The sequence below is a fragment of the Ancylobacter defluvii genome (genome assembly GCF_018390605.1).
Taxonomy (GTDB): Bacteria; Pseudomonadota; Alphaproteobacteria; order Rhizobiales; family Xanthobacteraceae; genus Ancylobacter; species Ancylobacter defluvii.
Map to the genome: position 1 here is coordinate 778,494 of NZ_JAHBGD010000005.1, position 21,519 is coordinate 800,012.

Sequence of the window (21,519 nt, forward strand, 5' to 3'; positions counted from 1 at the left end):
GGCGGGTTCTTGGACAGGCGTATCGAGGACAGTCATGCGCGGGCCGTCACATTCCGTTTCGCTGGCAGGCGGGCGCCGTCGGGGGCGGGCGAAGGGGGCCGGAGAGCGTCACGCCTTCTCCAGCATCCCGGCGATGCTCTCGAACAAGGCGCGCCCGTCGGTCGGGCCGATCAGCGGGTCGACATGGTTTTCGGGGTGCGGCATCAGCCCGAGCACGTTGAGCTTCTCGGACACGATGCCGGCGATGGAGTTGGCGGCGCCATTGAGCACCTGGGTGTCGTCGCGCTTGCCGTCCGCCATCACATAGCGGAACACCACCCGGCCGTCGCCTTCGAGACGGGCCAGCGTCTCGGCGTCGGCCGTGTAGTTGCCCTCGCCATGGGCGACCGGAAAGCGCACGACGGCACCTTTGCCGTAGCGGCGCGTGAAAGGCGTATCGTTGCGCTCGACCTTGAGCAGCGCCTCGCGGCAGATGAAGCGCAGCCGGGCGTTGCGGACCAGCACGCCGGGGAGCAGGCCGCTCTCGCACAGGATCTGGAAGCCGTTGCAGATGCCGAGCACCAGTCCGCCTCGGGCGGCATGAGCACGCACCGCCTCCATGATGGCGGCGCGGGCGGCAATGGCGCCGCAGCGCAGATAGTCGCCATAGGAGAAGCCGCCGGGCAGCACCACGAGATCGGTGCCGGCGGGCAGCTCGGTCTCGGCGTGCCAGACGATGGCCAGCTGCGTGCCCGTAACGGTCTTGAGGGCGTGCGCGACATCGCCCTCGCGGTTCGAGCCGGGGAAGAGGAGAACGGCGGCTTTCATCAGCGCGGCCTCACCCGACGAATTCGATGCGGTAGGTTTCGATCACCGTATTGGCCAGCAGCTTCTCGCAGGCATCCTTCAGCGTCGCTTCGGCCTTGGCCCTGTCGCCGCCGTCGAGTTCGACGTCGAACACCTTGCCCTGGCGGACGCTGCCAACGCCCGGCACACCGAGCGAGCGCAGAGCGCCCTCGATGGCCTTGCCCTGCGGATCGAGGACGGCGGATTTGAGGGTGACGAGGACGCGCGCCTTCATGGAATCACTCTTCAGATCGATCGTCGCCGGGGACGATCCCGAGAAACCGGCGGAAAACAGAAACGGGGGCGTTTCGGCCCCCGCCTATCATCGGATTGCGCGGCGCTCAATGCCCCAACGCAACATGGCTGCCCGGCGCGGCGTGCAGCCGCGCCGGCGTGACCCTATTTCTCGGGTTCGGACTTCACCAGCACTGGGCCGGCCGGCTGGGCGCGCTCGCCCTCCGAGATGATGCCGAGCCGGCGGGCGACTTCCGAATACGCCTCGACAAGGCCACCCATGTCGCGGCGGAAACGATCCTTGTCGAGCTTGTCGTTCGACTTGATGTCCCACAGACGGCAGGAATCCGGGCTGATCTCGTCGGCGACGACGATCCGCATCATGTCGTTTTCCCACAGGCGGCCGCATTCCATCTTGAAATCCACAAGACGGATGCCGACGCCGAGGAACAGGCCGGAGAGGAAATCGTTCACGCGGATGGCGAGAGCGATGATGTCATCGATCTCCTGGGTGGTCGCCCAGCCGAACGCGGTGATGTGCTCTTCGGACACCATCGGGTCGTTGAGCTGGTCGTTCTTGTAATAGAACTCGATGATCGAGCGCGGCAGCTGCGTGCCTTCCTCGATGCCGAGGCGAGTCGACAGCGAGCCGGCAGCGACATTGCGCACCACGACTTCGAGCGGGATGATCTCCACCTCGCGGATGAGCTGCTCGCGCATGTTCAGCCGCTTGATGAAATGGGTCGGTACGCCGATCTCGTTCAGCTTCAGGAAGACGTATTCCGAGATGCGGTTGTTGAGGACGCCCTTGCCATCGATGACGTCGTGCTTCTTGTTGTTGAAAGCAGTGGCGTCATCCTTGAAGTGCTGAATCAGGGTGCCGGGCTCGGGACCTTCGTAAAGGACCTTCGCCTTACCTTCGTAAATGCGGCGGCGGCGGCTCATGGGGGGGTACCGTCGATTGAGGAAATCCATCGGTGCCGGGGCTCCGGTTCTAACTGGTCCACGGCTTGGGGCTGGCTGTGCTCGCTCTGCGCCGGGCAATGCCGATTCGTATCGCGCTGCACAAGCTCCCGCATCTGGACACTAGCCGATCAGCGACCGCGATACAACGCAATGCACAGGCAGGCAGCCAAAACGCACCACTTCGCGGCGTCCCGGGAACGGCAGCGGCAGATTGACGTAAGGGGTGTTCCCATGCCCGGGCAGCGTTGATTTGGGGACGCGTGCGCTATAATCAAGCCGCGAGCCGCACCCCGCAGGCCACATAACAGACAGGGCGAGGGAAAAGATGAGCACGTTCGATAAGCGCGAAGATGCGTTCGAAGCCAAGTTCGCCCATGACGAGTCGCTGAAGTTCAAGGCGCATGCCCGTCGCAACCGTGCGCTCGGGCTGTGGGCCGCCGGAAAGCTCGGACTTTCCAGCGAAGAAGCCACCACCTACGCACAGTCGCTGATCGAGGCGGATCTGGAGCAGGCGGGCGACGAGGAAATCTACGCCAAGCTGAAGGCCGATTTCGATGCCAAAGGCCTCGATATTTCCGAGCATCGCATCCGCCGGACGATGGAGGATTTGCTCTCCGAGGCCCTCGCATCGATCAAGGCCGAGCGCTGATCGCCGGCATCCAGGCGACCATCTCGCTACACTATCGGCCGGTCCGCGCCACTCTCGGGAGTGAACGGGGCCGGCCTTGTCGTTGTGCGGGCTGACGCCAGCCTTTCGGCAACCATTTTTCCGGCTTTCCGTTGCAGCGCAGCGGATTTGCAGGCATTGGAGAGGCTCGCCGCCGCGGCGTGAGGGACGGGCGGTGCGGGAGAGGCCGCCGATGTGGATCGCGAGGTCGTTGCTGACTGCCGGGCTGATGCTCGCCGGTGCCGGCCTTGCCGCTGCCGCCCCGGCCACCCTTACCGCCCCGGCCGACCTGCGCGCCGGCCCCGGCCTGCGCTACGACGTAATCGGCCGACTGCCGGCCGGCACCGCGGTGGAGGCGACCATCTGCTCCGGCGACTGGTGCCGGACGCAATATGGCTATGTGAATGCCGGTCTGATCGGCCGAAGCGACATGCCTGCGGCCGTCCTGCCGGTGGATCCCGTCGGTCCGGCTGGTTCCGCAATGCCTAACACCCGGCCGGGCAGTGCCGTTTCCATGACGGGGACCCGCACCACCATCGGCACGGTGAATGTGCGGGCGGGCGCGGGCACCGATTTTGAGATCGTGAGGACACTGCCGGACGCGACCTCGGTCACGGTGCAGGGCTGCACCAATGGCTGGTGTCAGATCGATGGCGGTTATGTGAGCCTCTATGTGCTGTCGCGCGGACCGGTGCAGCAGGTCCTGCCTCCCGAGGCTCAGCCGCCTCTTCCCGGTCCCTCTTCGCCTCCGGCCATGGCTGCCGGCCAACCCTCCGTTCCCGGCTTGGCCAATGCACAGGGTGTAGCGACGCCGGGAAGCAACGCAACCACCACCGCGAACACCAATGTCCGCGCCGGTCCGGGGGCCGGCTATGAACGGCTCGGCACATTGCCCGCCGGCTCTCCGGTCACCATCGAATCCTGCGCCGAAGGCTGGTGCCGGACGCAATATGGCTATGTGAGCGCCCGGCTGGTCGGGCGCGCGCCGGCAGCGCGCTTCAGAGCGGGGGCGACCCGGCCGCGTGCCGCCATGCGGGCACCGACGCTGGGCTATTGGGGCGCGCGGCCCAGCTACTGGGGCGGGCGGCCAAGCTATTGGCGGCCGCATCCGGCCTATCCGCTGCCTGAACGGACCTGAGTACTGCCAAGCACCCCTGCACGCACCCCGATAGCGCCTCCAGTCGCGGTTTCGTGACACTTGCAAAGTGAAACCAACGGCCTCCTGCACCGTTGAAGCGGGGGCAGTGACGTGGCCGGCATGGCCGGCAACAGGGCGGCATCGCTGGTTCCGCCCGCGAAGGAGGTTTCCATGCGTATGCGGACGACATTGTTGACCGCCGTCGGCCTGCTTCTGGCCGGAATGGCCACGGCCGAGGCGCGGCCGGCCACTGCCACCAACGCTCTCAATGTGCGCAGCGGGCCGGGTACCGGCTATCAGGTGGTCGCCACCCTCCCGGCCGGCGCGCGCGTCGATGTCGGCGGCTGCACCAGCAACAACTGGTGCCAGATCGGCGGCGGCTATGTCAGCGCCAGCTATCTGGCATTCGGCGGCTCCCGCGTCGCCGTCAGCCCCGGCTATTATGACGGCTACTATGGCGACCCGGCGCTGGGCGTCGGTGCCTTTGCGCTCGGCGTCGGCGTCGGCTCCGCCTGGGGCGGACCGGGCTATTGGGGCGGCCCCGGCTATTACTGGGGCGGGCCCCGCTATCGCAATTGGGGTCCCGGCCGCTATTACGGGCCGCGTCAAGGCTATTGGCGCGGCGGTCCCGCCTGGCGCGGCCGCCCGGCCTATTGGAACGGTGGCCCTCGGCAGGGCTGGCGCGGTGCTCCGCCGCCCGCCTGGCGCGGCGGCTATGCCGGTCCTCGCCCGGGGATGTACCGGCCGCAGGCCGGTCCGGGCTGGCGAGGCGGCTATGGCGGACCGCGACCCGTTATGTACCGTCCGCAAATCGGCGGCATGCGCCGGCCGTGACCAACGAAAAAGGGCCGGCTCGAAATACGAGCTGGCCCAATCATTTGACGCGAAACCCTGATGCGGCGCATCAGCTTCAGGCGTGGCCGAACACCCGCTTGAAGATGGTATCGACATGCTTGAGGTGGTAGCCGAGGTCGAACTTCTCGGCGATCTCCTCGGCGGAGAGATAGTTGCGCACGTCGGCGTCGTTGGTGAGCAGGGTCTGGAACTCGCCCTCGCCACGCCAGACAGGCATGGCGTTACGCTGCACCAGCCGATAGGCATCCTCGCGCGAGGCGCCCTTCTGGGTGAGCGCCAGCAGAACCCGCTGCGAATGTACCAGCCCGCCGAGCCGGTCGAGATTCTTCTGCATCGTTTCCGGGTAGACCAGCAGTTTCTCCACCACGCCCGCCAGCCGGTTCAGCGCGAAGTCGAGGGTGACGGTGGCGTCCGGCCCAATCATCCGCTCCACCGAGGAATGCGAAATGTCCCGCTCGTGCCAGAGCGCCACATTCTCCAGCGCCGGCGTGACCATGCCGCGCACCAGCCGGGCGAGCCCGGTGATGTTCTCGGTGAGCACAGGGTTGCGCTTGTGCGGCATCGCCGAGGAGCCCTTCTGGCCGGGCGAGAAGAACTCCTCCGCTTCCAGCACCTCGGTGCGCTGCAGATGGCGGATCTCGATGGCGACGCGCTCCATCGAGGAGGCGACGACGCCGAGCGCGGCGAAATAGGCGGCATGGCGGTCGCGCGGGATCACCTGCGTCGAGACCGGCTCGACCTTCAGCCCCATTTTGGCGGCGACATATTCCTCAACCCGCGGGTCGATCTGCGCGAAGGTACCGACCGCGCCGGAAATGGCGCAGGTGGCGACTTCCTCCCGCGCCGCGACGAGGCGGGCGCGGTTGCGCTGGAATTCGGCATGCGCCTGGGCAAGCTTGAGCCCGAAAGTGGTCGGCTCGGCGTGGATGCCGTGCGAGCGGCCGATGGTCGGGGTCAGCTTGTGCTCGAAGGCGCGGGCCTCCAGCGCCTTCAGCAGCCGGTCGGTATCGGCGATCAGGATATCGGCGGCCCGCACCAGCTGCACGTTGAGGCAGGTGTCGAGAATATCCGACGAGGTCATGCCCTGGTGCACGAAGCGCGCCTCCGGGCCGACGATCTCGGCGAGATGGGTGAGGAAGGCGATGACGTCGTGCTTGGTGACCGCCTCGATCTCGTCGATGCGGGCGACGTCGAAGGTAGCGTCCTTCGCCTTTTCCCAGATCTTCGCCGCCGCCTCCTTCGGCACCACGCCGAGCTCGGCCAGCGCGTCGGTCGCGTGGGCCTCGATCTCGAACCAGATGCGGAAGCGGGTCTGCGGCTCCCAGATGGCGGCCATCTCGGGACGGGTATAGCGCGGGATCACGGGCGTGCTCACTCAATTGCGTGACGGACGCCGCGCATTAGCAGATAGGCGCCCGCGCGACAAATGCGGGTGCCGCAGAGGTGGTCGGACGGGAGCGTCAGACCAGGGTGCCGAGTACCCGTTCCGCTGCGTCGCGGATGCCGGCGATGTTGCCGGCATAGGCTTGGGCGCCGCCCTTGAATACCGCCGAGCCGGCCACCAGCACCGTGCCGCCGGCGGCGGCGCAGAGCGGAGCGGTTTCCGCCGTCACTCCGCCATCGATCTCGATCTCGATGGCGCGGTCGCCAATCATCGCCTTGATCTGGCGGACCTTGTCCATCATCGGCACCAGGAAGGCCTGGCCGCCGAAGCCGGGATTGACAGTCATCACCAGCACCAGATCGACAAGGTCGAGCACATGCTCGACCGCGCTGGCCGGCGTGGCCGGGTTGAGGGCGACGCCGGCCTTCTTGCCGAGCGCGCGGATATGCTGGAGCGAGCGGTGGAGGTGCGGGCCGGCCTCGGCATGCACGGTGATGAGGTCGGCGCCGGCTTTGGCGAAGGCGTCGAGATAGGGATCGGCCGGCGCGATCATCAGATGCACGTCGAAGAACTTGGGCGTCAGCGGGCGGATCGCCTTCACCACATCCGGGCCGAAGGAGATGTTCGGCACGAAATGCCCGTCCATGACGTCGATATGCACCCAGTCGGCACCGGCGGCGTCGATGGCGCGCACCTCCTCGCCGAAGCGGGCGAAGTCGCTCGCCAGGATGGAGGGGGCAATGATGAGCGGGTGGGCGGCCATGGCGGTCTCCTCGCGATCTCCTGGCGGATCACTTTGGCGGTCTTGCCGACGGCGGCGCCGTAGCACTGGCGTCCGGCCAATGCAATGACGGCGGCCGGGTGGGTGCCAAGGAAAAGGCCGGGACAGTGCCCGGCCTTGCAGGTGGGAACGGCCGCTGTGAGGCGTCGTCGGGGAGGCGAGGGAAGGCCGGCCACTGCGGCCGACCTTCCGACACGTTGAAACGGGAACTACTTCGACCAGGCTTCGACCTTGGCCTTGTTGGCGGCGACCCAGGCCTTGGCGGTGGCCGCCGGGTCGGCGCCGGGCTTGTTGTTCTCCACCATCACCGCCTGCTCGTCGGCGAGCGAGAGGGTGAAATTGTCGAGGATCTTGTAGGCCTCGGGCGCCTCGGTCTTCAGCTTGGTCGAGACCACGGTGTTCACCGTCTCTTCGCCGCCGAACACGCCCTTGGGATCGGTGAGATACTTCAGGTCCCAGGTCGCGAACATCCAGTGCGGCGTCCAGGTGGTGATGACGATCGGCTCCTTCTTGGCGTAGGCGTCCTTCAGCGCCGCCACCATGGTGGCGTCCGAGCCCTCGACCAGCTTCACCGGCAGGGCATAGTCCTTGATCGCCTTCTCGGATGCCTTCATCAGCCCGGCGCCGGGATCGATGCCGATCACCTTGCCGCCGAACTTGGCCGGGTCCTTCTTGATGTCCTCGATGGTGGCGATATCGACATAGGTCGGCACCGCCCAGCCGATCTTGGCGCCGGTGACGTTCGGGCCGAGATCGGCCACCTTGTCCTTCAGCTTGGCATAGTAGGCCGCATGAGTGGCCGGCAGCCAGGCGGCGACCATGGCATCGGCCTCGTCGGTGGCCACCGCCTGCCACATGGCGGCGCCGGACAGCGGCACGATCTTGACCTTGTAGCCCTTCTCCTCCAGCGCCGCCTTGACGATGTTGGTCGCGACCACCGCGTCCGACCATTCGACATAGGCGATGGTGAGGTCCTTCTTCTCCGCCTGGGCGGCGCTGAAGGCGAAGCTCAGGGCGGTGGCGGCGAGAAGGGCTGTCTTGGCTGCCGTCTTCGCTAGTCTACCGAGGATGGACATAGGCTGTCTCCAGTCTGGAAGGGGGAAGGTTGCTTGCCGGAAGTCCGTTGTGTCGCTTCCGTTGGGGGCACGTATTCACGCCTTGTCGCGTCGCATGTGGCGGGCGATGTGCTGGGTGATGCGATCGAGGATGACGGCCAGCACCACGATGGCGATGCCGGCCTGGAAGCCCTGGCCCGCCTCCAGTCGCTGGATCGCCTTCCACACCTCGCCGCCGAGGCCGCCGGCGCCGATCATCGCCGCGATCACCACCATGGAGAGCGCCAGCATGATGGTCTGGTTGATACCGGCCATGATGGTGGGGATGGCGAGCGGCAGTTGCACCTTGAACAGCTTCTGCCAGCGCGAGGAGCCGAAGGCATCTGCGGCCTCCACCAGTTCGGGCGGCGTCTGCATGATGCCGAGTGCGGTGAGGCGGATGGTCGGCGGCATGGCGAAGACGATGGTGGCGAAGCAGGCCGACACCGCGCCGAGCCCGAAGAACGGGATGGCCGGGATGAGATAAACGAAGCTCGGCATGGTCTGCATCATGTCGAGCGCCGGTGCGACGACCCGCCAGAACCTTTTGCTCACCGCCGCGCCGATGCCGATCGGGATGCCGATGGCGAGCGCGAACAGCGTCGACACCAGCACCAGCACCAGCGACTGCATGGTGGCACGCCACAGTTCGAGGTTCCACAGGAAGGCGAAGCCGACCACGGTGAACAGGGCGATGCGGATCGTGGTCAGCCGCCAGGCTGCGAGGCCGAAGGCGATGATCACCAGCCAGGGCGGCAGATCGACCAGGAAATCGGTGGTCGCCTCGATGCCGGTGCCGACGACGGCGCTGAGCGCGCGGGTGACGCCGGAGAAATGCGCGGTCGCCCAGTCCAGCGCGATGTCGCACCATTCGGCGAGGGGGATGCGCGGGATTTCGAAAGCCATCGCCATCCCCCTCAATGCACCGGTTGCGAATGACGGCGCGCCAGGGTCGCCACCAGGTCGGCATTGGCGATCACCCCGCGCAGACTTCGATCTGCGTCGATCACGGCGATCTCGCCGCGCCCGGTGGCGAGCTTGGCCACCGTCTCGTTGAGCGTCGCCGAAGTCGGCACACAGGCCTGCGTGTCGCTGAGCAGCAGGCGCAGCTCGGTGTCGCCGGCCGCCTTCAGCGTGTCGGCGTCGACCGTGCCCTGGAAGCGGCCATCCTGGCACACGACGGTCATCACCGGCTCGCCGCTCTGCGTGAGGCTGGCGAGCGCCTCCGCCGCCGTCGCGTGCCACGGCTTCACCGCCGCCGGCGCCCGCATCGCATCGCCGGCGGTGACGACGCCAAGCACGTCGATATGCTCGACGAAGCGGCGCACATAATCGTCGGCCGGATTGGCGAGGAAGTCGGCGGCCGTGCCCTGCTGTACGACGCGGCCATCCTTCATCAGCACGATGCGTCCGCCCAGCGCGATCGCCTCGTCGAGGTCGTGGCTTACAAAGACGATGGTCTTTTTCAGCCGCTTCTGCAGCGCGACGAGTTCCTGCTGCATGTCGCGGCGGATCAGCGGGTCGAGGGCGCTGAACGCCTCGTCCATCAACAGCACGTCGGGATCGAGCGCCAGCGCGCGGGCGAGGCCGGCGCGCTGCTGCATGCCGCCGGAGAGCTGCGAGGGGTAGTGCTGGTCCCAGCCTTTCAGCCCGACCGTCTCCAGCGCCGTCATTGCCCGCTCGTGGCGCGCGGCCGCCGGGACGCCCTGGATCTCCAGCCCGTATTCGACATTCTTGACGATGGTGCGGTGAGGGAACAGCGCGAATTGCTGGAACACCATGCCGAAGCGGGTGCGGCGGAACTCCATCAGCTCCCGCTCGCTCAGTTTGGTGACGTCGACATCATCAACGAACACCGAGCCGGCGGTGGGCTCGATCAGCCGGTTGATGCAGCGCAGGCAGGTCGATTTGCCCGATCCCGACAGGCCCATGACCACCAGGATCTCGCCCTCGGCGATGTCGAAGCTGACATCCTGCAGCCCGACGACCGCGCCGGTCGCCTTCTGGATCTCGGCACGGCTTTGACCGGCCTTCAGCAGCGAAAGCGCCGCGTCTGCCTTGTCGGCGAAGATCTTGGTCAGTCCACTGACCTTGATGCGTGGCCGGTTCAGCGTCATGCGCACCCCTTTTCGCTGAGGGGAGTGTCCGGCGCATGCCTGCCATGCCGATTGGACAGATGCGACAAGCGCGGCAATCAAACACGACAAAAGCGTGTCAGGCCGTCGCCGTTATTGCGCCGGCCGCAATAGCGCCCGTCGGCCGCCGCTCAGGATACCTCCTCAACGCTCCCAGCTGTCGCGCCAGGAGGGGATCGCGCCGGGCTGCGGCAGCGCGCTCGCCTCGTAGACGCCGCGGGCGCAGGCGCGGGCGAGCGCCTCCACCGCGGCGACGCCGATCCAGGCGAGGTCGCGCACCGGCTCGGCGAGCGGCTTGAAGCCGGTGGCGGCGGCGAAAACCGTGTCGCCGTCGAGTGGCGTATGCACCGGCCAGATGGCGCGGGCGAGCCCATCCTGCGCCATCACCGCAAGGCGCTTGCATTGCGCCTTGGTCAGCACCGCATCGGTGGCGACGATGGCGATGGTGGTGTTCGCGAGCGTGGCCGCCGCCGGCTCCTCGACCGCCGGTATGCCCTTCATCGGCGGGGCGAGGCGCGGGGCGGGCAGGGGGGACGGCAGGCCGAGGCCGCCGAACTCGCCGTCCCGCTCGAAAGGCGCGGCCCAGAAATGCGGGCCGTCGCCGACATTCACCGAACCGACAGCGTTCACCGCGACGATGGCGCCCACCATATGGCCGCTGGCCGCCCTCACCGAGGCCGAGCCCAGCCCGCCCTTGAGAATGGCCGTGGTGGCGCCGGTGCCGGCGCCGACGGTGCCGAGCGGGAAATCCAGCCCCGCATTCCCGGCGGCCCGGTAGCCGAGGTCGCGATAGGGGGCGAAGCGGCCCCAGTTCTTGTCGCCGCCATTGATGAGGTCGAACAGCACGCAGCCGGGCACGATGGGGATGCGGGCATCGCCGATGGCAAAGCCGATTCCCTGTTCGGCGAGGGCGGCCATCACTCCGGCGCAGGCATCGATGCCGAAGGCGGAGCCGCCGCTCAGCGTCAGCGCATGCACGGCGTCGACGGTAGTATCGGGCGCGAGCAGGTCGGTCTCGCGCGTGCCGGGTCCGCCGCCGCGCACATCCACCGAGGCGGTGGTCGGCCGGTCGAACACCACCGTGGTGACCCCGGAGGCGAGAGCGAGGTCGGTGGCGTTGCCGACCTTCAGCCCGGCGACGTCGGTGATCAGATTTCGCATCGGCCTACCTCTCCCTAACTCACTACCCGCTACTCGCACGGCCATCACATCCCGGCGATGGTGGAAATCGCCGCATTGCATTCGCCGCCGTGGCCGTGCATTGGACGCAGGTCGGACTGACGCACGGCCGGCACGGGAGGCGATCCGGATCGCGATTTGGATCGCCAGTCAATTCGCTCACGGGTGCCAAGGTCAATGGCCGACGTTACGCTTCCGGCCGCTTTCCTCGCCGGCATCGCCAGCTTCGCCTCTCCCTGCGTGCTGCCGCTGGTGCCGCCCTATCTGTGCTATCTCGCCGGCACCAGCCTCGACGAGATCACCCACAAGGCACCGACCGATGCGGCGGCGCGGCGCACCTTGACGGCGGCGGCGCTGTTCGTCGCCGGCTTCTCCACCGTGTTCGTGGCGCTGGGCGCCGGCGCTTCGGTGGTCGGCGGCTATCTCCGGCTCTATTCGCAAGAACTCGCCATCGTCGCCGGCATCGCCATCCTTCTGATGGGGCTCAATTTCCTCGGCGTGCTGCGCCTCGGCTGGCTGACGCGCACCAAGCGCGTGCATGTGGATGCCCCGGCCACGCTGGCAGGTGCCTATGTGATGGGCCTTGCCTTCGCCTTCGGCTGGACGCCGTGCATCGGGCCAGTACTGGCGGCGATCCTGGCGGTGGCGGCTTCCGAGCAGACGCTGCTGCGCGGCGCCGGCCTGCTGGCGGTCTATTCCGCCGGGCTCGGGGTGCCGTTCCTGCTGGTGGCGGCGATGGCCCGGCCGGCGCTCGGCGTGCTCACCAGGGCACGGCGCTACCTGCCGGTGGTGGAAAAGACCATGGGCGCGCTGCTGGTGCTGACCGGCATCGGCTTCCTCTCCGGCTGGATGGCGAGCGTCAGCTACTGGATGCTGGAGACGTTTCCGGGCCTCGCCAGCTTCGGCTGAGCGCGGTCTGGCGCTAACGCGCGGCAAGTGACTTGCGCATGCGGATGCAGGCCATCCGCCGTCCGCCCCGCAGCAAATGCTCGCCACTGCGTATCGTGACATAGCCATGGCGATGGTAGAACGCCTCGGCATTGATCGAGGCGTCGAGAACGAACTCGGTCACACCGTATTTGCGTGCCCTGAGCTCGAGCGCCCGTAAAAGCGCGCCGCCGATACCGCGCCGCCCATGTTCGGGAGCGACATATACGGCGCGCAGTTCGCGCCCGCTCGGCACGAAGGAGCCGAAGCCGATCACGCTGCCGCCCGGCGCGCGGGCGACGATCGCCTCCTCCTCCCCGGTCTCGATGCGATGCGCGAGGGCGTCGACGTGGTCGGGCCGCAGCGGCAGTGGCGCCCAGGCCTCGATGATATCCGGCTCGTAGAAGGCGGCGGCAGTGGCGCGAATGGCCGCGCGATGCACCTGCAGCATCGCTTCCGCATCTTCCGGGTGAGCCCTTTCAAGGCGCAGGTTCGCTTCCATCGGCACGTCGATCCTCACGGATGACCAAGTTTATCCGGAGGGCGCCGGCTGGCAACGGCGTCGGAGATCGGGGAGGGCATCCCGCCGGCTCAGCCGAGTGCACAGTCGGGGCGAAAGAAAACCCGCCGGCGCGAACCGGCGGGTCTCATCGTCAGGCCTTGAACGCAGCGCCGCAGGGCGCGCCGGTCAGAGGCGGATCACAGCTCGGTGTAGCCGCCGTCCTTCCAGACATAGACGACGTAGTCGAGGTTGGTACGGTCGCCCTTCTTGTCGAAGGTCAGCTTGCCCAGCACGGTGTCGAAGGACTTGCCGGAGTGGATGTACTCGGCGACCTTCTTCGGATCGAGCGACTTGGTGGCGTCGGCCGCCTGCTGGATCACCTGGCCGGCAGCGTAGGAATAGAGCACGTAGCCTTCCGGATCGATGCCCTTCTTCTTGAACTCCTCGACGACCTTGGCGGCGGCGGGGTTCTTGCGCGGATCGGGACCGAAGGTCATCAGCGTGCCTTCGGCGCCCGGACCGGCGATGGTCCAGAACTCCTTGTCGGTGATGCCGTCACCCGAGAACAGCACGGTCTTCAGGCCCTGGTCGCGCATCTGACGCACCAGCAGGCCGGCTTCGGTGTGCAGGCCACCGTAATAGAGGATGTCGACGTTGGCGCCCTTCAGCTTCGAGACGAGAGCCGAATAGTCCTTCTCGCCCGGGTTGATGCCTTCGTAGACGACTTCCTTGATGCCGGCCTTGTTCATCGCCTTCTGCGTCTCGTCGGCCAGACCCTTGCCGTACGGGGTCTTGTCGTGGACGATGGCGATCTTCTTGCCCTTCAGGTTCTTCTCGATGTACTCGGCGGCCACCGCGCCCTGCTGGTCGTCGCGGCCGCAGGTGCGGAACACGTTGGTGAGGCCGCGCTCGGTCAGCTTCGGATTGGTCGAGGCCGGGGAGATGGCGACCACGCCGCCTTCGGCATACTGCTCGGAAGCGGGAATCGACACGCCCGAGTTGAAGTGGCCGATCACGAACTTCACGCCGTCGGCGATGAACTTGTTCGCCACCGAGATGCCCTGCTCGGGCTTGGAGGCGTCGTCACCGACGATGATCTCCACCTTCTGGCCCTGGAGGCCGCCGGCAGCGTTGACATCGGCCGCCCATTGCTCGGCGCCGTTCTTCAGCTGTGCGCCGAAGGTGGCGTTGGCGCCCGTGATCGGGCCGCCGACGCCGACTTTCACCTGCGCCGAAGCCGGCAGCGCCATCGCCAGGGTGGCGCTGAGCGCAAGGCCGGCAAACAGAAACTTCTTCATGGAAGGTCTCTCCTGCTTCTGAAAGGTTGGTTGTTCGCTGGTCCGTCGGCCAGGCCAGTCGCCCCTTGGGTACTCGTCGTCCGGGGGCAAATGTTGCTCTTTTTCAGGCGCTTGTCGACGGCAGAAGCGAAAGGTTTCGGCCGGACTACGCTACGTCCTTCCGTGGCGTATCCGGGGCTCCCCGCTGCCAGCCGAAGGGGCCGGATTGATGGTAGAGCCAACCATAGCGTGTCGCCATCTGCTTTGCTCGCTCGGCACGGAAACCGAGTGTCGAGATCGCCAGCACGAAGGCGGTATCGGTGATGAAATGCGGCAGGCTGAACAGCGTGCCCTCGAACAGCGCGAAGTGAAAGAAGCGCACCGCGCAGCCGAGCAGCAGCGCATAGATCACCGCCTGCCGGTAGCCGCGCCAGGTGGAGGCCACCGCCCGGCCGGACAACCAGGCCGCGCCGCCGCCGAGGAAGACGGTGACGAGGTAGAAATCCGCCCGCGAGGCTTCGACCACCAGCACCGGCGCGAAGATGCTGGCGAGAAGAATGGCGGCTGCCACCACCGCCGGCAGCACCACGGCGAGGCTGGTGGGCGAGCCCTGGGCGATGAGGCTGGGACGCGTGGGTTCGCTCATCTCAGTGCCTCCCGCCTTCGAGATAGGCGGCGCGCACTTCCGGCCGCTCCAGCAGTTCGCGGCCCTCGCCGGACATGGTGACGGAACCGTTCACCAGCACATAGCCGCGATGGGCGAGCTTCAGCGCGTGGAAGGCGTTCTGCTCGACCAGGAACACGGTGAGCCCCTCGGTGCGGTTGAGCTCGCGGATGGCGTCGAAGATCTGCTTGACGATCAGCGGCGCCAGGCCGAGCGAGGGCTCGTCCAGCATCAGCAGCCGCGGGCGGCTCATCAGCGCCCGGCCGATGGCGAGCATCTGCTGCTCGCCGCCGGACAATGTGCCGCCGCGCTGGCTGATGCGCTCCTTGAGGCGGGGGAACAAGGTGAACACCCGCTCGAGATCGCTGTCGAAATGCTCGAAATTGTCGATGGAAGCGCCCATCTGCAAATTCTCGAACACCGTCATGCGCGGGAAGATGCGGCGGCCTTCCGGCGACTGGGCGATCTTCAGATGCGCGATCTCGTGGGTCGGCATCCTCGTGATGTCGCGGCCCTCGTAGAGGATCTGCCCTTCGCGGGCCCGCGGCTGGCCGAAGATGGTCATCATCAGCGTCGACTTGCCGGCGCCGTTGGAGCCGATCAGCGTGACGATCTCGCCGCGATGGACGTCCACGTCGACGCCCTTCAGCGCCATGATGTTGCCGTAGAAGGTCTTGACGCCGCGCACGGCGAGCATGGGCTCGGAAGAGGTCACGGCGGCACTCACGATTGCGCTCCCGTGGCTTCGTCGAGCACTGCCTCGACCGCCTCGACCGCGTCCTCGTCGACGCCGAGATAGGCGGCGACGACGCGCGGGTCGTGCTTCACCGCCTCGGGCGTGCCATCGGAAATCTTGGTGCCGTAATCGAGAACGACCACATGGTCGGAAATTTCCATCACCACGCTCATGTCGTGTTCGATGAGAAGGATGGAGGTGCCGTGCTCGGCGCGGATGGCGCGCAGGAGCTCGTTCAGTTCCAGGCTCTCGCGCGGGTTGAGGCCGGCCGCCGGCTCGTCGAGGCAGAGCAGGATCGGCCCGGAGCACATGGCGCGGGCGATTTCCAGCCGCCGCTGGGCGCCATAGGGCAGGTCGCCGGCCGGGTCGTCGGCGCGCTCGGTGAGGCCGACCTTGTCGAGCCAGTATTTCGCCCGCTCGGTGGCGTCCTTCTGCGCCGTGGTCCAGCTCGGCAGGCCGAGCAGCCCCTTCAGCGAATAGCCGGAGGCTGTCATCAGCGCATTGTGCTGGGCGACCATCAGGTTCTCCAGCACGGTCATGCCGGAGAACAGCCGGATGTTCTGGAAGGTTCGCGCCACCTTGGCCTCGCCGGACACCTTGTAGTCGGGCATCCGCTCCAGCAGATACACGCCGGCATCGGAGCTGGAGAGGCCGCGTTCGCCGTTCAGCGTCACGGCGTCGAGTTCTTCGGCGGTGGGCGCGCGACCGTGACCGAGGATCAGGCGGCCCTCGCTCGGCTTGTAGAAGCCGGTGATGCAGTTGAACACCGTGGTCTTGCCGGCACCGTTGGGGCCGATCAGCGCGGTGATGTCGCCACGACCGACCCGGAAGGACAGGTCGTTGACGGCCACGAGGCCGCCGAACCGCATGAACAGGTGCTCGACCGTGAGGATCGGGTCCTTGTCCCAGCCATGGATGGGGAGAGCGTTGTCGGACATCAGCCGTGCCCTTCCTTCACCAGACTGCCGGAAACCGCCTTCTTCTCCTTGAGATAGATCGTCGGATCGCGGGAAGAGACAAGGCCGCGCGGCTTCCAGATCATGATCGCCACCATGGCGAAGCCGAACAGCAGCATGCGGTAGAGGCTGGGATCGAAGCCGTCGCCGAAGATCTGTTTCAGGAAGCCGAGATTGCGCAGCATTTCCATGCCGCCCATCATCACCGCCGCTGCAACCGCGACGCCGATCTGCGAGCCCATGCCGCCGAGTACCACGATGGCGAGGATCATCGCCGAGATGTCGAAGGTGAAGCTCTCCGGCGAGACGAAGCCGGCACGCACCGCGAAGAAGCAGCCGGCGAAGCCGCCGAACATCGCGCCGGTGGCGAACGCCGAGAGCTTCACATTGGTGGTGTTCAGGCCGAGCGAGCGGCAGGCGATCTCGTCCTCGCGCAGCGCTTCCCATGCCCGGCCAACCGGAAGCCGCCGCAGCCGCACCGTGGTGAAGGCGGTGATCAGCGCCAGCGCCAGGATGACGAAATACAGGAAGATGAGGCGGTGCATCGGGCTGAATTCAAGCCCGAACAGTGCCGCGAAGCCATCCTCGCCGGCGGTGAACGGAATTCCGAAGAAGGTGGCGCGCGGGATCGAGGCGATGCCGGCGCCGCCGCCGGTGAAATCCACCCAGTTGATCAGCACGAGGCGAATGATCTCGCCGAAGGCCAGCGTCACGATGGCGAGGTAGTCGCCGCGCAGGCGCAGCACCGGGAAGCCGAGGATCATGCCCCACAGCCCGGCGAAGGCGCCGGCTGCCGGCAGGCAGAACCAGAACGCCCAGTTGGCCCAGAAGGTCTCGCCGAGAATGGCGGCGAAGAAGTCGTTCACCGGCGCCGAGGTGGCGAGCAGGGCATAGGTGTAGGCGCCGACGGCGTAGAAGGCGACGTAGCCGAGGTCGAGCAGGCCGGCGAGGCCGACCACGATGTTGAGACCCCAGCCCAGCATCACATAGGTGAGGATGAGAATGCCGAGGTCGATCAGGTAGCGGCTCTCGCTGAGGCCGCCGGTCATCAGGGTGGCGAAGAAGGGGAACCCCACCGCGAAGGCCAGCAGCGCCGGCTTGAAGGCCGGAGAGATGGCGAGGATGCCGCGGGCTACGGGGCTCGATCCGGCCTGTGCCTTGGGCGGCCGGTTGGGAGACCAGACGGTGAGGTTGAGGATTAGTCGTCCGGCGACGATGATGCCGACCATGATGGCGACGACGAGCGGCCGATAGGCGAGGCCGAGCGCCCCGTCGATCACCACCGTCTCGAAGCCGACCAGCGGGCCGAGCAGGCCGAGCGCGATCAGCCCGGTGAGGAAGGCGTCCTTGAGGGCGCCGGGAAGGATGGGGCTGCCGGAGCCTGCGACGGCGCCGGCTGGATGTGCGGTGTCGACGGCCATTGACGTCGCCTCACACCTTCTCGACTTCCGGCCGGCCGAGCAGGCCCTGCGGCAGGAAGATCAGCGTGATGGCCAGAATGGAGAACGCTGCCACGTCCTTGTACTCGATCGAGAAATACGCCGACCAGAACACCTCGATCAGGCCGATCAACAGGCCGCCGAGAACCGCGCCGGGCAGCGAGCCGATGCCGCCGAGCACGGCGGCGGTAAAGGCTTTCACGCCGGGCACGAAGCCGTCGGCGAAATTCGCGACGCCATAATACATCAGGTACATGGTGCCGGCGACGGCCGCGAGGGCGGCGCCGATGACAAAGGTGAGCGAGATGGTGTGATCGACATTGATGCCGAGCAGCGCCGCCATCTTGCGGTCCTGTTCGACGGCGCGCTGGGCGCGGCCGAGCGAGGTCTTCTGCACCAGGTACCAGAAGCCGAAGAGCAGCACCGAGGTCAGCACCATGATGATGATCTGCTTCCAGGCCAGCGTGACCTGATAGCCCTCGCGCTCCATGATCACGATCACATCGGTGACCATCGGCGGCACCGGCTTGTTGCGCGGGCCCTGCGACACCTGGACGAAATTGGCGAGGAAGATCGACATGCCGATCGCCGAGATCATCGGCGCCAGGCGGAAAGACCCTCGCAGGGGACGATAGGCCACCCGCTCGATCGCCCAGTTCATCAGCGAGGTGAAGAACATCGCCACCACCAGCACGATGGCCAGCGCCAGGAAGATCGAGGTGATCCCCATGACCGTGGTCACCAGCAGGAAGCAGATGAGCGCGATGAAGCTCGACACCATGAACACGTCGCCATGCGCGAAGTTCACCATGCCGATGATGCCGAAGACCATGGTGTAGCCGATGGCGATCAATCCGTAGATCGATCCCAGCGTCAGCCCATTGATGAGCTGCTGAACAAAAACGTCCATAATGTATGCCGGCTCCCCTCAGCCGATGTCGCCACCCCAGCTCCCGTATGGTTTGCCCATATTGTGATCGTGCCCGGGAGATGGGCTTCGCAAAGTCTTAGCCTGCGCCGCGATCCGATACAATTCGATCGAAAGACGAAATGCAAATCATCGAAAGAAATGATACATCTGTATCTTGATACCATAAATGCCGAAAATCTAATCAATTTCAGGCTGTTGCGGTGGGGGATTTCACGCGAATCCGGTGGTATTCAGCGTCCGAAAAATGTCGCATGGACGACACAATCCCCACTTTTGAATGACTGAGCAATAAGTAGGGGGCGGAATGGCCGGGCGTGGCTCCGGGGTGCCGGCGCGGCGAGTCGCACGCCCGAACCGGCGGCATGTGGCATCCGGTGACGAAAAGCACGAAGGGGAGGCAAGCGAAGAGGCGCCAGTAAGCGGGGCGTCAGGCGGCCTGGCCGGCCGCCCAGCCGGAGGACCACGCCCACTGGAAATTATAGCCACCGAGCCAGCCGGTGACGTCGACCACCTCGCCGATGAAGAACAGTCCCGGCACTGCGCGCGCCTGCATGGTCTTCTGGTCGAGGTCGGCGGTATCGACGCCGCCGAGCGTCACTTCGGCGGTGCGGTAGCCCTCAGAGCCGGCCGGCTTGAAGCGCCATTCATTAACCGCAAGCGCCAGTTGGCGCAGCGCCTTGTCGGACAGATCGGCGAGGTTGCGGCCGGCGGCATGGGTGTCGCCGGCGAGTTGCGCCAGCCGGCGCGGCAGCAGTGCCGCCAGCGCGCTGCCCGGCGCCTGCCGGCCATTCTCCCCGCGCGCCGCTCTCAATGCGGCGAAAACATCGGTGCCGGGGGCAAGGTCGAGGGCTATCTCGTCGCCTTCGCGCCAATAGGAGGAGATCTGCAGGATTGCCGGGCCGGACAGGCCGCGATGGGTGAACAGGATCGCCTCGTCGAAGCGAGCCTTGCCGTGGGTGGCGCGCGCCGGCAGCCCGATGCCGGCCAGCGGCGCGAGGCGCTCCAGCAGTGCCGGGTCGAGCGTCAGCGGCACCAGCCCCGGACGGGTCGGCGTCACCTTGAGGTCGAAGCGCCCGGCGATGTCGTAGCCGAAGCCGGTGGCACCCATTTTGGGGATCGACTTGCCGCCGGTGGCGACCACGAGGCTGGCGCAGACGAGCGGGCCGGCGGAGGTGGCGAGCCGAAAGCCGCCCTCCACCCGATCGGGCAGCGCCGCCGAGGTGGCGAGGCGCAGCTCGCCGCCGGCGTCGTTGAGTTCCCGCAGCAGCATGTCGACGATCTGCCGTGCCGAGCCGTCGCAGAATAATTGCCCGAGCGTCTTCTCGTGGAAGCCGATGCCGTGGCGGCGCACCAGCGCGATGAAGTCCTGCTGGGTGTAGCGCTTCAGCGCCGAAATGCAGAAGCCGGAATTGGCGGAGAGGAAGTTCTTCGGTGTCGTGCCGGCATTGGTAAAATTGCAGCGCCCGCCGCCGGATATGCGGATCTTTTCACCTGGCGCGCGAGCATGGTCGATGACGAGGGTGCGCCGCCCGCGCCGGGCGGCCTCGATGGCGCACATCAGCCCGGCGGCGCCGGCACCGATGACGACCACATCCCAACTCTCGATCGGTGTCTTCACGGTTCCGCCGCCGGATCGTCGGCGAGGGGATCGTAGGCCAGGGGATCGTAGGCATGAACCTCGCCGCAATAGTCGGTCACCTGCCAGCCCTCGGGCGCCGGCTCGATATAGCCGGGACCGATCGGCACCTTGCCGTGGCCGCCGGGTATGTCGAGCACATAAGTCGGCAGTGCGAGGCCGGAGACCCGCCCGCGCAGCGCCCGCATCAGCTCCTGCCCGCGCTCTACGGGCAGGCGGAAATGCGCGGTGCCGGGCGCGAGGTCGGGATGATGCAGGTAATACGGCTTCACCCGCGCCTCCACCAAAGCGCGGAACAGGCCGGCGAGCGTCTCGGCATCGTCGTTCACCCCGGCCAGCAGCACGGTCTGGCCGACCAGCGCGATGCCGGCATCGGCAAGGCGGGCCAGCGCCGCACGCACCTCGCCGTCGAGTTCGCGGGCGTGGTTGGCATGCACGGCGACATAGGTGGTGAGGCCCGGCGACCGCAGCGCTTCGGTCAGGGCGGCGGTGACGCGCTCCGGCGCCGCCACCGGCACGCGGGTGTGGAAGCGCACGATCTTCACATGCGGGATGGCTTCGAGCCGCGCCATCAGCTCCTTGAGCCGTCGCGCCGAGGCCATGAAGGGATCGCCGCCGGTGACCACCACCTCCCAGATCTCGGGATGGCCGGCGACATAGGCGAGCGCGCCGTCGAGCGCCTCCTCCGACAGGCTGGTCTCGGCACCGGGACCGACCATCTCGCGGCGGAAGCAGAAGCGGCAATAGACGGCGCAGACGCCGACCAGCTTCAACAGCACCCGGTCGGGATAGCGATGCACGATGCCCGGCACCGGGCTGTGGGCGTCATCGCCAATGGGGTCGGCGAGTTCCTGCGGCCGCTCGTCGAGTTCGCGCGCATCGGGCAGGAACTGGCGGGCGATGGGATCTTCCGCCACGCCCGGCGCCATCTTTGCCGCCAGCGAGGCGGTGACCGCCACCGCATAGCGCGCGCCAACCGCCTCCAGCGCCGCGTCGTGCGGCAGCAGGCCGGCCTCAGCGAGAGCGGCGGCGCTGCGCAGCGTGCGCGGCAGGCGGGTGAGGGGCGTGGCGGCGGATGGGCTCGGCTTCATGCGGGACCTTGTGACCGTTTCCACCTTTATCGGCAAGGCGGGTTGTGCTGCATTGCGTTATGGTCGTTCACATATAGAGCCCGACAACCAAGGGAGACCGTC

The 21,519-nt window shown here is 67.0% G+C and carries 22 protein-coding genes; 4 read left to right on the plus strand and 18 right to left on the minus strand.

What is annotated here, in order from left to right:
* Window positions 1–108 precede the first annotated feature (108 nt).
* The 3 genes from purQ to purC all read right to left on the minus strand — a co-directional run bounded on the left by purQ (window position 109) and on the right by purC (window position 2,034).
* Window positions 109–807: a phosphoribosylformylglycinamidine synthase subunit PurQ gene (gene purQ, locus KHC24_RS06235; RefSeq protein WP_213360721.1), complete on the minus strand. Its 699-nt coding sequence runs from the start codon at window positions 805–807 to the stop codon at window positions 109–111.
* Window positions 808–817: 10 nt separating this feature from the next.
* The gene (gene purS, locus KHC24_RS06240) at window positions 818–1,060 is read right to left on the minus strand and encodes a phosphoribosylformylglycinamidine synthase subunit PurS (RefSeq protein WP_213360729.1); all 243 of its coding nucleotides are present in this window, start codon (window positions 1,058–1,060) and stop codon (window positions 818–820) included.
* 164 nt (window positions 1,061–1,224) lie between these two features.
* Window positions 1,225–2,034 carry a phosphoribosylaminoimidazolesuccinocarboxamide synthase gene (gene purC, locus KHC24_RS06245; protein WP_213360731.1) on the minus strand — a complete coding sequence of 270 codons (810 nt, stop codon included), beginning with the start codon at window positions 2,032–2,034 and terminating at the stop codon, window positions 1,225–1,227.
* 316 nt (window positions 2,035–2,350) lie between these two features.
* Between purC and KHC24_RS06250 the strand changes: the two genes are divergently transcribed.
* The 3 genes from KHC24_RS06250 (at window position 2,351) to KHC24_RS25395 (ending at window position 4,664) form a co-directional block, all read left to right on the plus strand.
* Window positions 2,351–2,674 (plus strand): DUF1476 domain-containing protein, encoded by a 324-nt coding sequence (locus KHC24_RS06250; RefSeq protein WP_213360751.1) that lies wholly within the window; start codon window positions 2,351–2,353, stop codon window positions 2,672–2,674.
* Window positions 2,675–2,885: 211 nt separating this feature from the next.
* Window positions 2,886–3,830 carry an SH3 domain-containing protein gene (locus KHC24_RS06255; RefSeq protein WP_213360753.1) on the plus strand — a complete coding sequence of 315 codons (945 nt, stop codon included), beginning with the start codon at window positions 2,886–2,888 and terminating at the stop codon, window positions 3,828–3,830.
* A gap of 171 nt (window positions 3,831–4,001) precedes the next feature.
* Entirely contained in the window at window positions 4,002–4,664 is a 663-nt protein-coding gene (locus KHC24_RS25395; protein WP_213360761.1) for an SH3 domain-containing protein, read from the plus strand.
* A 76-nt stretch (window positions 4,665–4,740) separates the two neighbouring features.
* Here KHC24_RS25395 and purB read toward each other — a convergent pair whose 3' ends face one another.
* The 6 genes from purB to KHC24_RS06290 all read right to left on the minus strand — a co-directional run bounded on the left by purB (window position 4,741) and on the right by KHC24_RS06290 (window position 11,240).
* The gene (gene purB / locus KHC24_RS06265) at window positions 4,741–6,048 is read right to left on the minus strand and encodes an adenylosuccinate lyase (protein WP_213361335.1); all 1,308 of its coding nucleotides are present in this window, start codon (window positions 6,046–6,048) and stop codon (window positions 4,741–4,743) included.
* 97 nt (window positions 6,049–6,145) lie between these two features.
* Window positions 6,146–6,832, minus strand: coding sequence for a ribulose-phosphate 3-epimerase (gene rpe, locus KHC24_RS06270; protein WP_213360763.1), 687 nt, complete (start codon window positions 6,830–6,832; stop codon window positions 6,146–6,148).
* A gap of 227 nt (window positions 6,833–7,059) precedes the next feature.
* Entirely contained in the window at window positions 7,060–7,926 is an 867-nt protein-coding gene (locus KHC24_RS06275) for a glycine betaine ABC transporter substrate-binding protein (protein ID WP_213360765.1), read from the minus strand.
* 75 nt (window positions 7,927–8,001) lie between these two features.
* A complete protein-coding gene (locus tag KHC24_RS06280) occupies window positions 8,002–8,850 on the minus strand; it encodes an ABC transporter permease (protein ID WP_213360767.1) in 849 nt (282 codons plus the stop codon).
* 11 nt (window positions 8,851–8,861) lie between these two features.
* Window positions 8,862–10,061, minus strand: a complete 1,200-nt coding sequence (locus tag KHC24_RS06285) for a quaternary amine ABC transporter ATP-binding protein (protein ID WP_213360769.1) — start codon at window positions 10,059–10,061, stop codon at window positions 8,862–8,864.
* A 162-nt stretch (window positions 10,062–10,223) separates the two neighbouring features.
* The gene (locus KHC24_RS06290; RefSeq protein WP_213360781.1) at window positions 10,224–11,240 is read right to left on the minus strand and encodes a P1 family peptidase; all 1,017 of its coding nucleotides are present in this window, start codon (window positions 11,238–11,240) and stop codon (window positions 10,224–10,226) included.
* A 195-nt stretch (window positions 11,241–11,435) separates the two neighbouring features.
* Between KHC24_RS06290 and KHC24_RS06295 the strand changes: the two genes are divergently transcribed.
* Window positions 11,436–12,167, plus strand: a complete 732-nt coding sequence (locus KHC24_RS06295; RefSeq protein ID WP_213360783.1) for a cytochrome c biogenesis CcdA family protein — start codon at window positions 11,436–11,438, stop codon at window positions 12,165–12,167.
* 13 nt (window positions 12,168–12,180) lie between these two features.
* On the opposite strand, the gene KHC24_RS06300 is transcribed toward KHC24_RS06295, so the two are convergent.
* The 9 genes from KHC24_RS06300 to KHC24_RS06340 form a co-directional block, all read right to left on the minus strand.
* Window positions 12,181–12,687, minus strand: a complete 507-nt coding sequence (locus KHC24_RS06300) for a GNAT family N-acetyltransferase (RefSeq protein WP_213360785.1) — start codon at window positions 12,685–12,687, stop codon at window positions 12,181–12,183.
* Window positions 12,688–12,884: 197 nt separating this feature from the next.
* A complete protein-coding gene (locus KHC24_RS06305) occupies window positions 12,885–13,985 on the minus strand; it encodes a branched-chain amino acid ABC transporter substrate-binding protein (RefSeq protein WP_213360787.1) in 1,101 nt (366 codons plus the stop codon).
* A 145-nt stretch (window positions 13,986–14,130) separates the two neighbouring features.
* Complete coding sequence (locus tag KHC24_RS06310) at window positions 14,131–14,496, minus strand: DUF6867 family protein (RefSeq protein ID WP_213361337.1); 366 nt, start codon at window positions 14,494–14,496, stop codon at window positions 14,131–14,133.
* A gap of 115 nt (window positions 14,497–14,611) precedes the next feature.
* Complete coding sequence (locus tag KHC24_RS06315; RefSeq protein WP_213361339.1) at window positions 14,612–15,325, minus strand: ABC transporter ATP-binding protein; 714 nt, start codon at window positions 15,323–15,325, stop codon at window positions 14,612–14,614.
* A 26-nt stretch (window positions 15,326–15,351) separates the two neighbouring features.
* A complete protein-coding gene (locus KHC24_RS06320; protein WP_213360788.1) occupies window positions 15,352–16,302 on the minus strand; it encodes an ABC transporter ATP-binding protein in 951 nt (316 codons plus the stop codon).
* Complete coding sequence (livM, locus tag KHC24_RS06325) at window positions 16,302–17,741, minus strand: high-affinity branched-chain amino acid ABC transporter permease LivM (RefSeq protein ID WP_213360795.1); 1,440 nt, start codon at window positions 17,739–17,741, stop codon at window positions 16,302–16,304. The genes KHC24_RS06320 and livM overlap by 1 nt, the downstream gene beginning before the upstream one ends.
* A gap of 10 nt (window positions 17,742–17,751) precedes the next feature.
* Window positions 17,752–18,669 (minus strand): branched-chain amino acid ABC transporter permease, encoded by a 918-nt coding sequence (locus KHC24_RS06330; RefSeq protein WP_213360803.1) that lies wholly within the window; start codon window positions 18,667–18,669, stop codon window positions 17,752–17,754.
* A 448-nt stretch (window positions 18,670–19,117) separates the two neighbouring features.
* Window positions 19,118–20,296 (minus strand): BaiN/RdsA family NAD(P)/FAD-dependent oxidoreductase, encoded by a 1,179-nt coding sequence (locus KHC24_RS06335; protein WP_213361341.1) that lies wholly within the window; start codon window positions 20,294–20,296, stop codon window positions 19,118–19,120.
* 8 nt (window positions 20,297–20,304) lie between these two features.
* A complete protein-coding gene (locus KHC24_RS06340) occupies window positions 20,305–21,417 on the minus strand; it encodes a lysine-2,3-aminomutase-like protein (RefSeq protein WP_213360805.1) in 1,113 nt (370 codons plus the stop codon).
* Window positions 21,418–21,519: the final 102 nt, after the last annotated feature.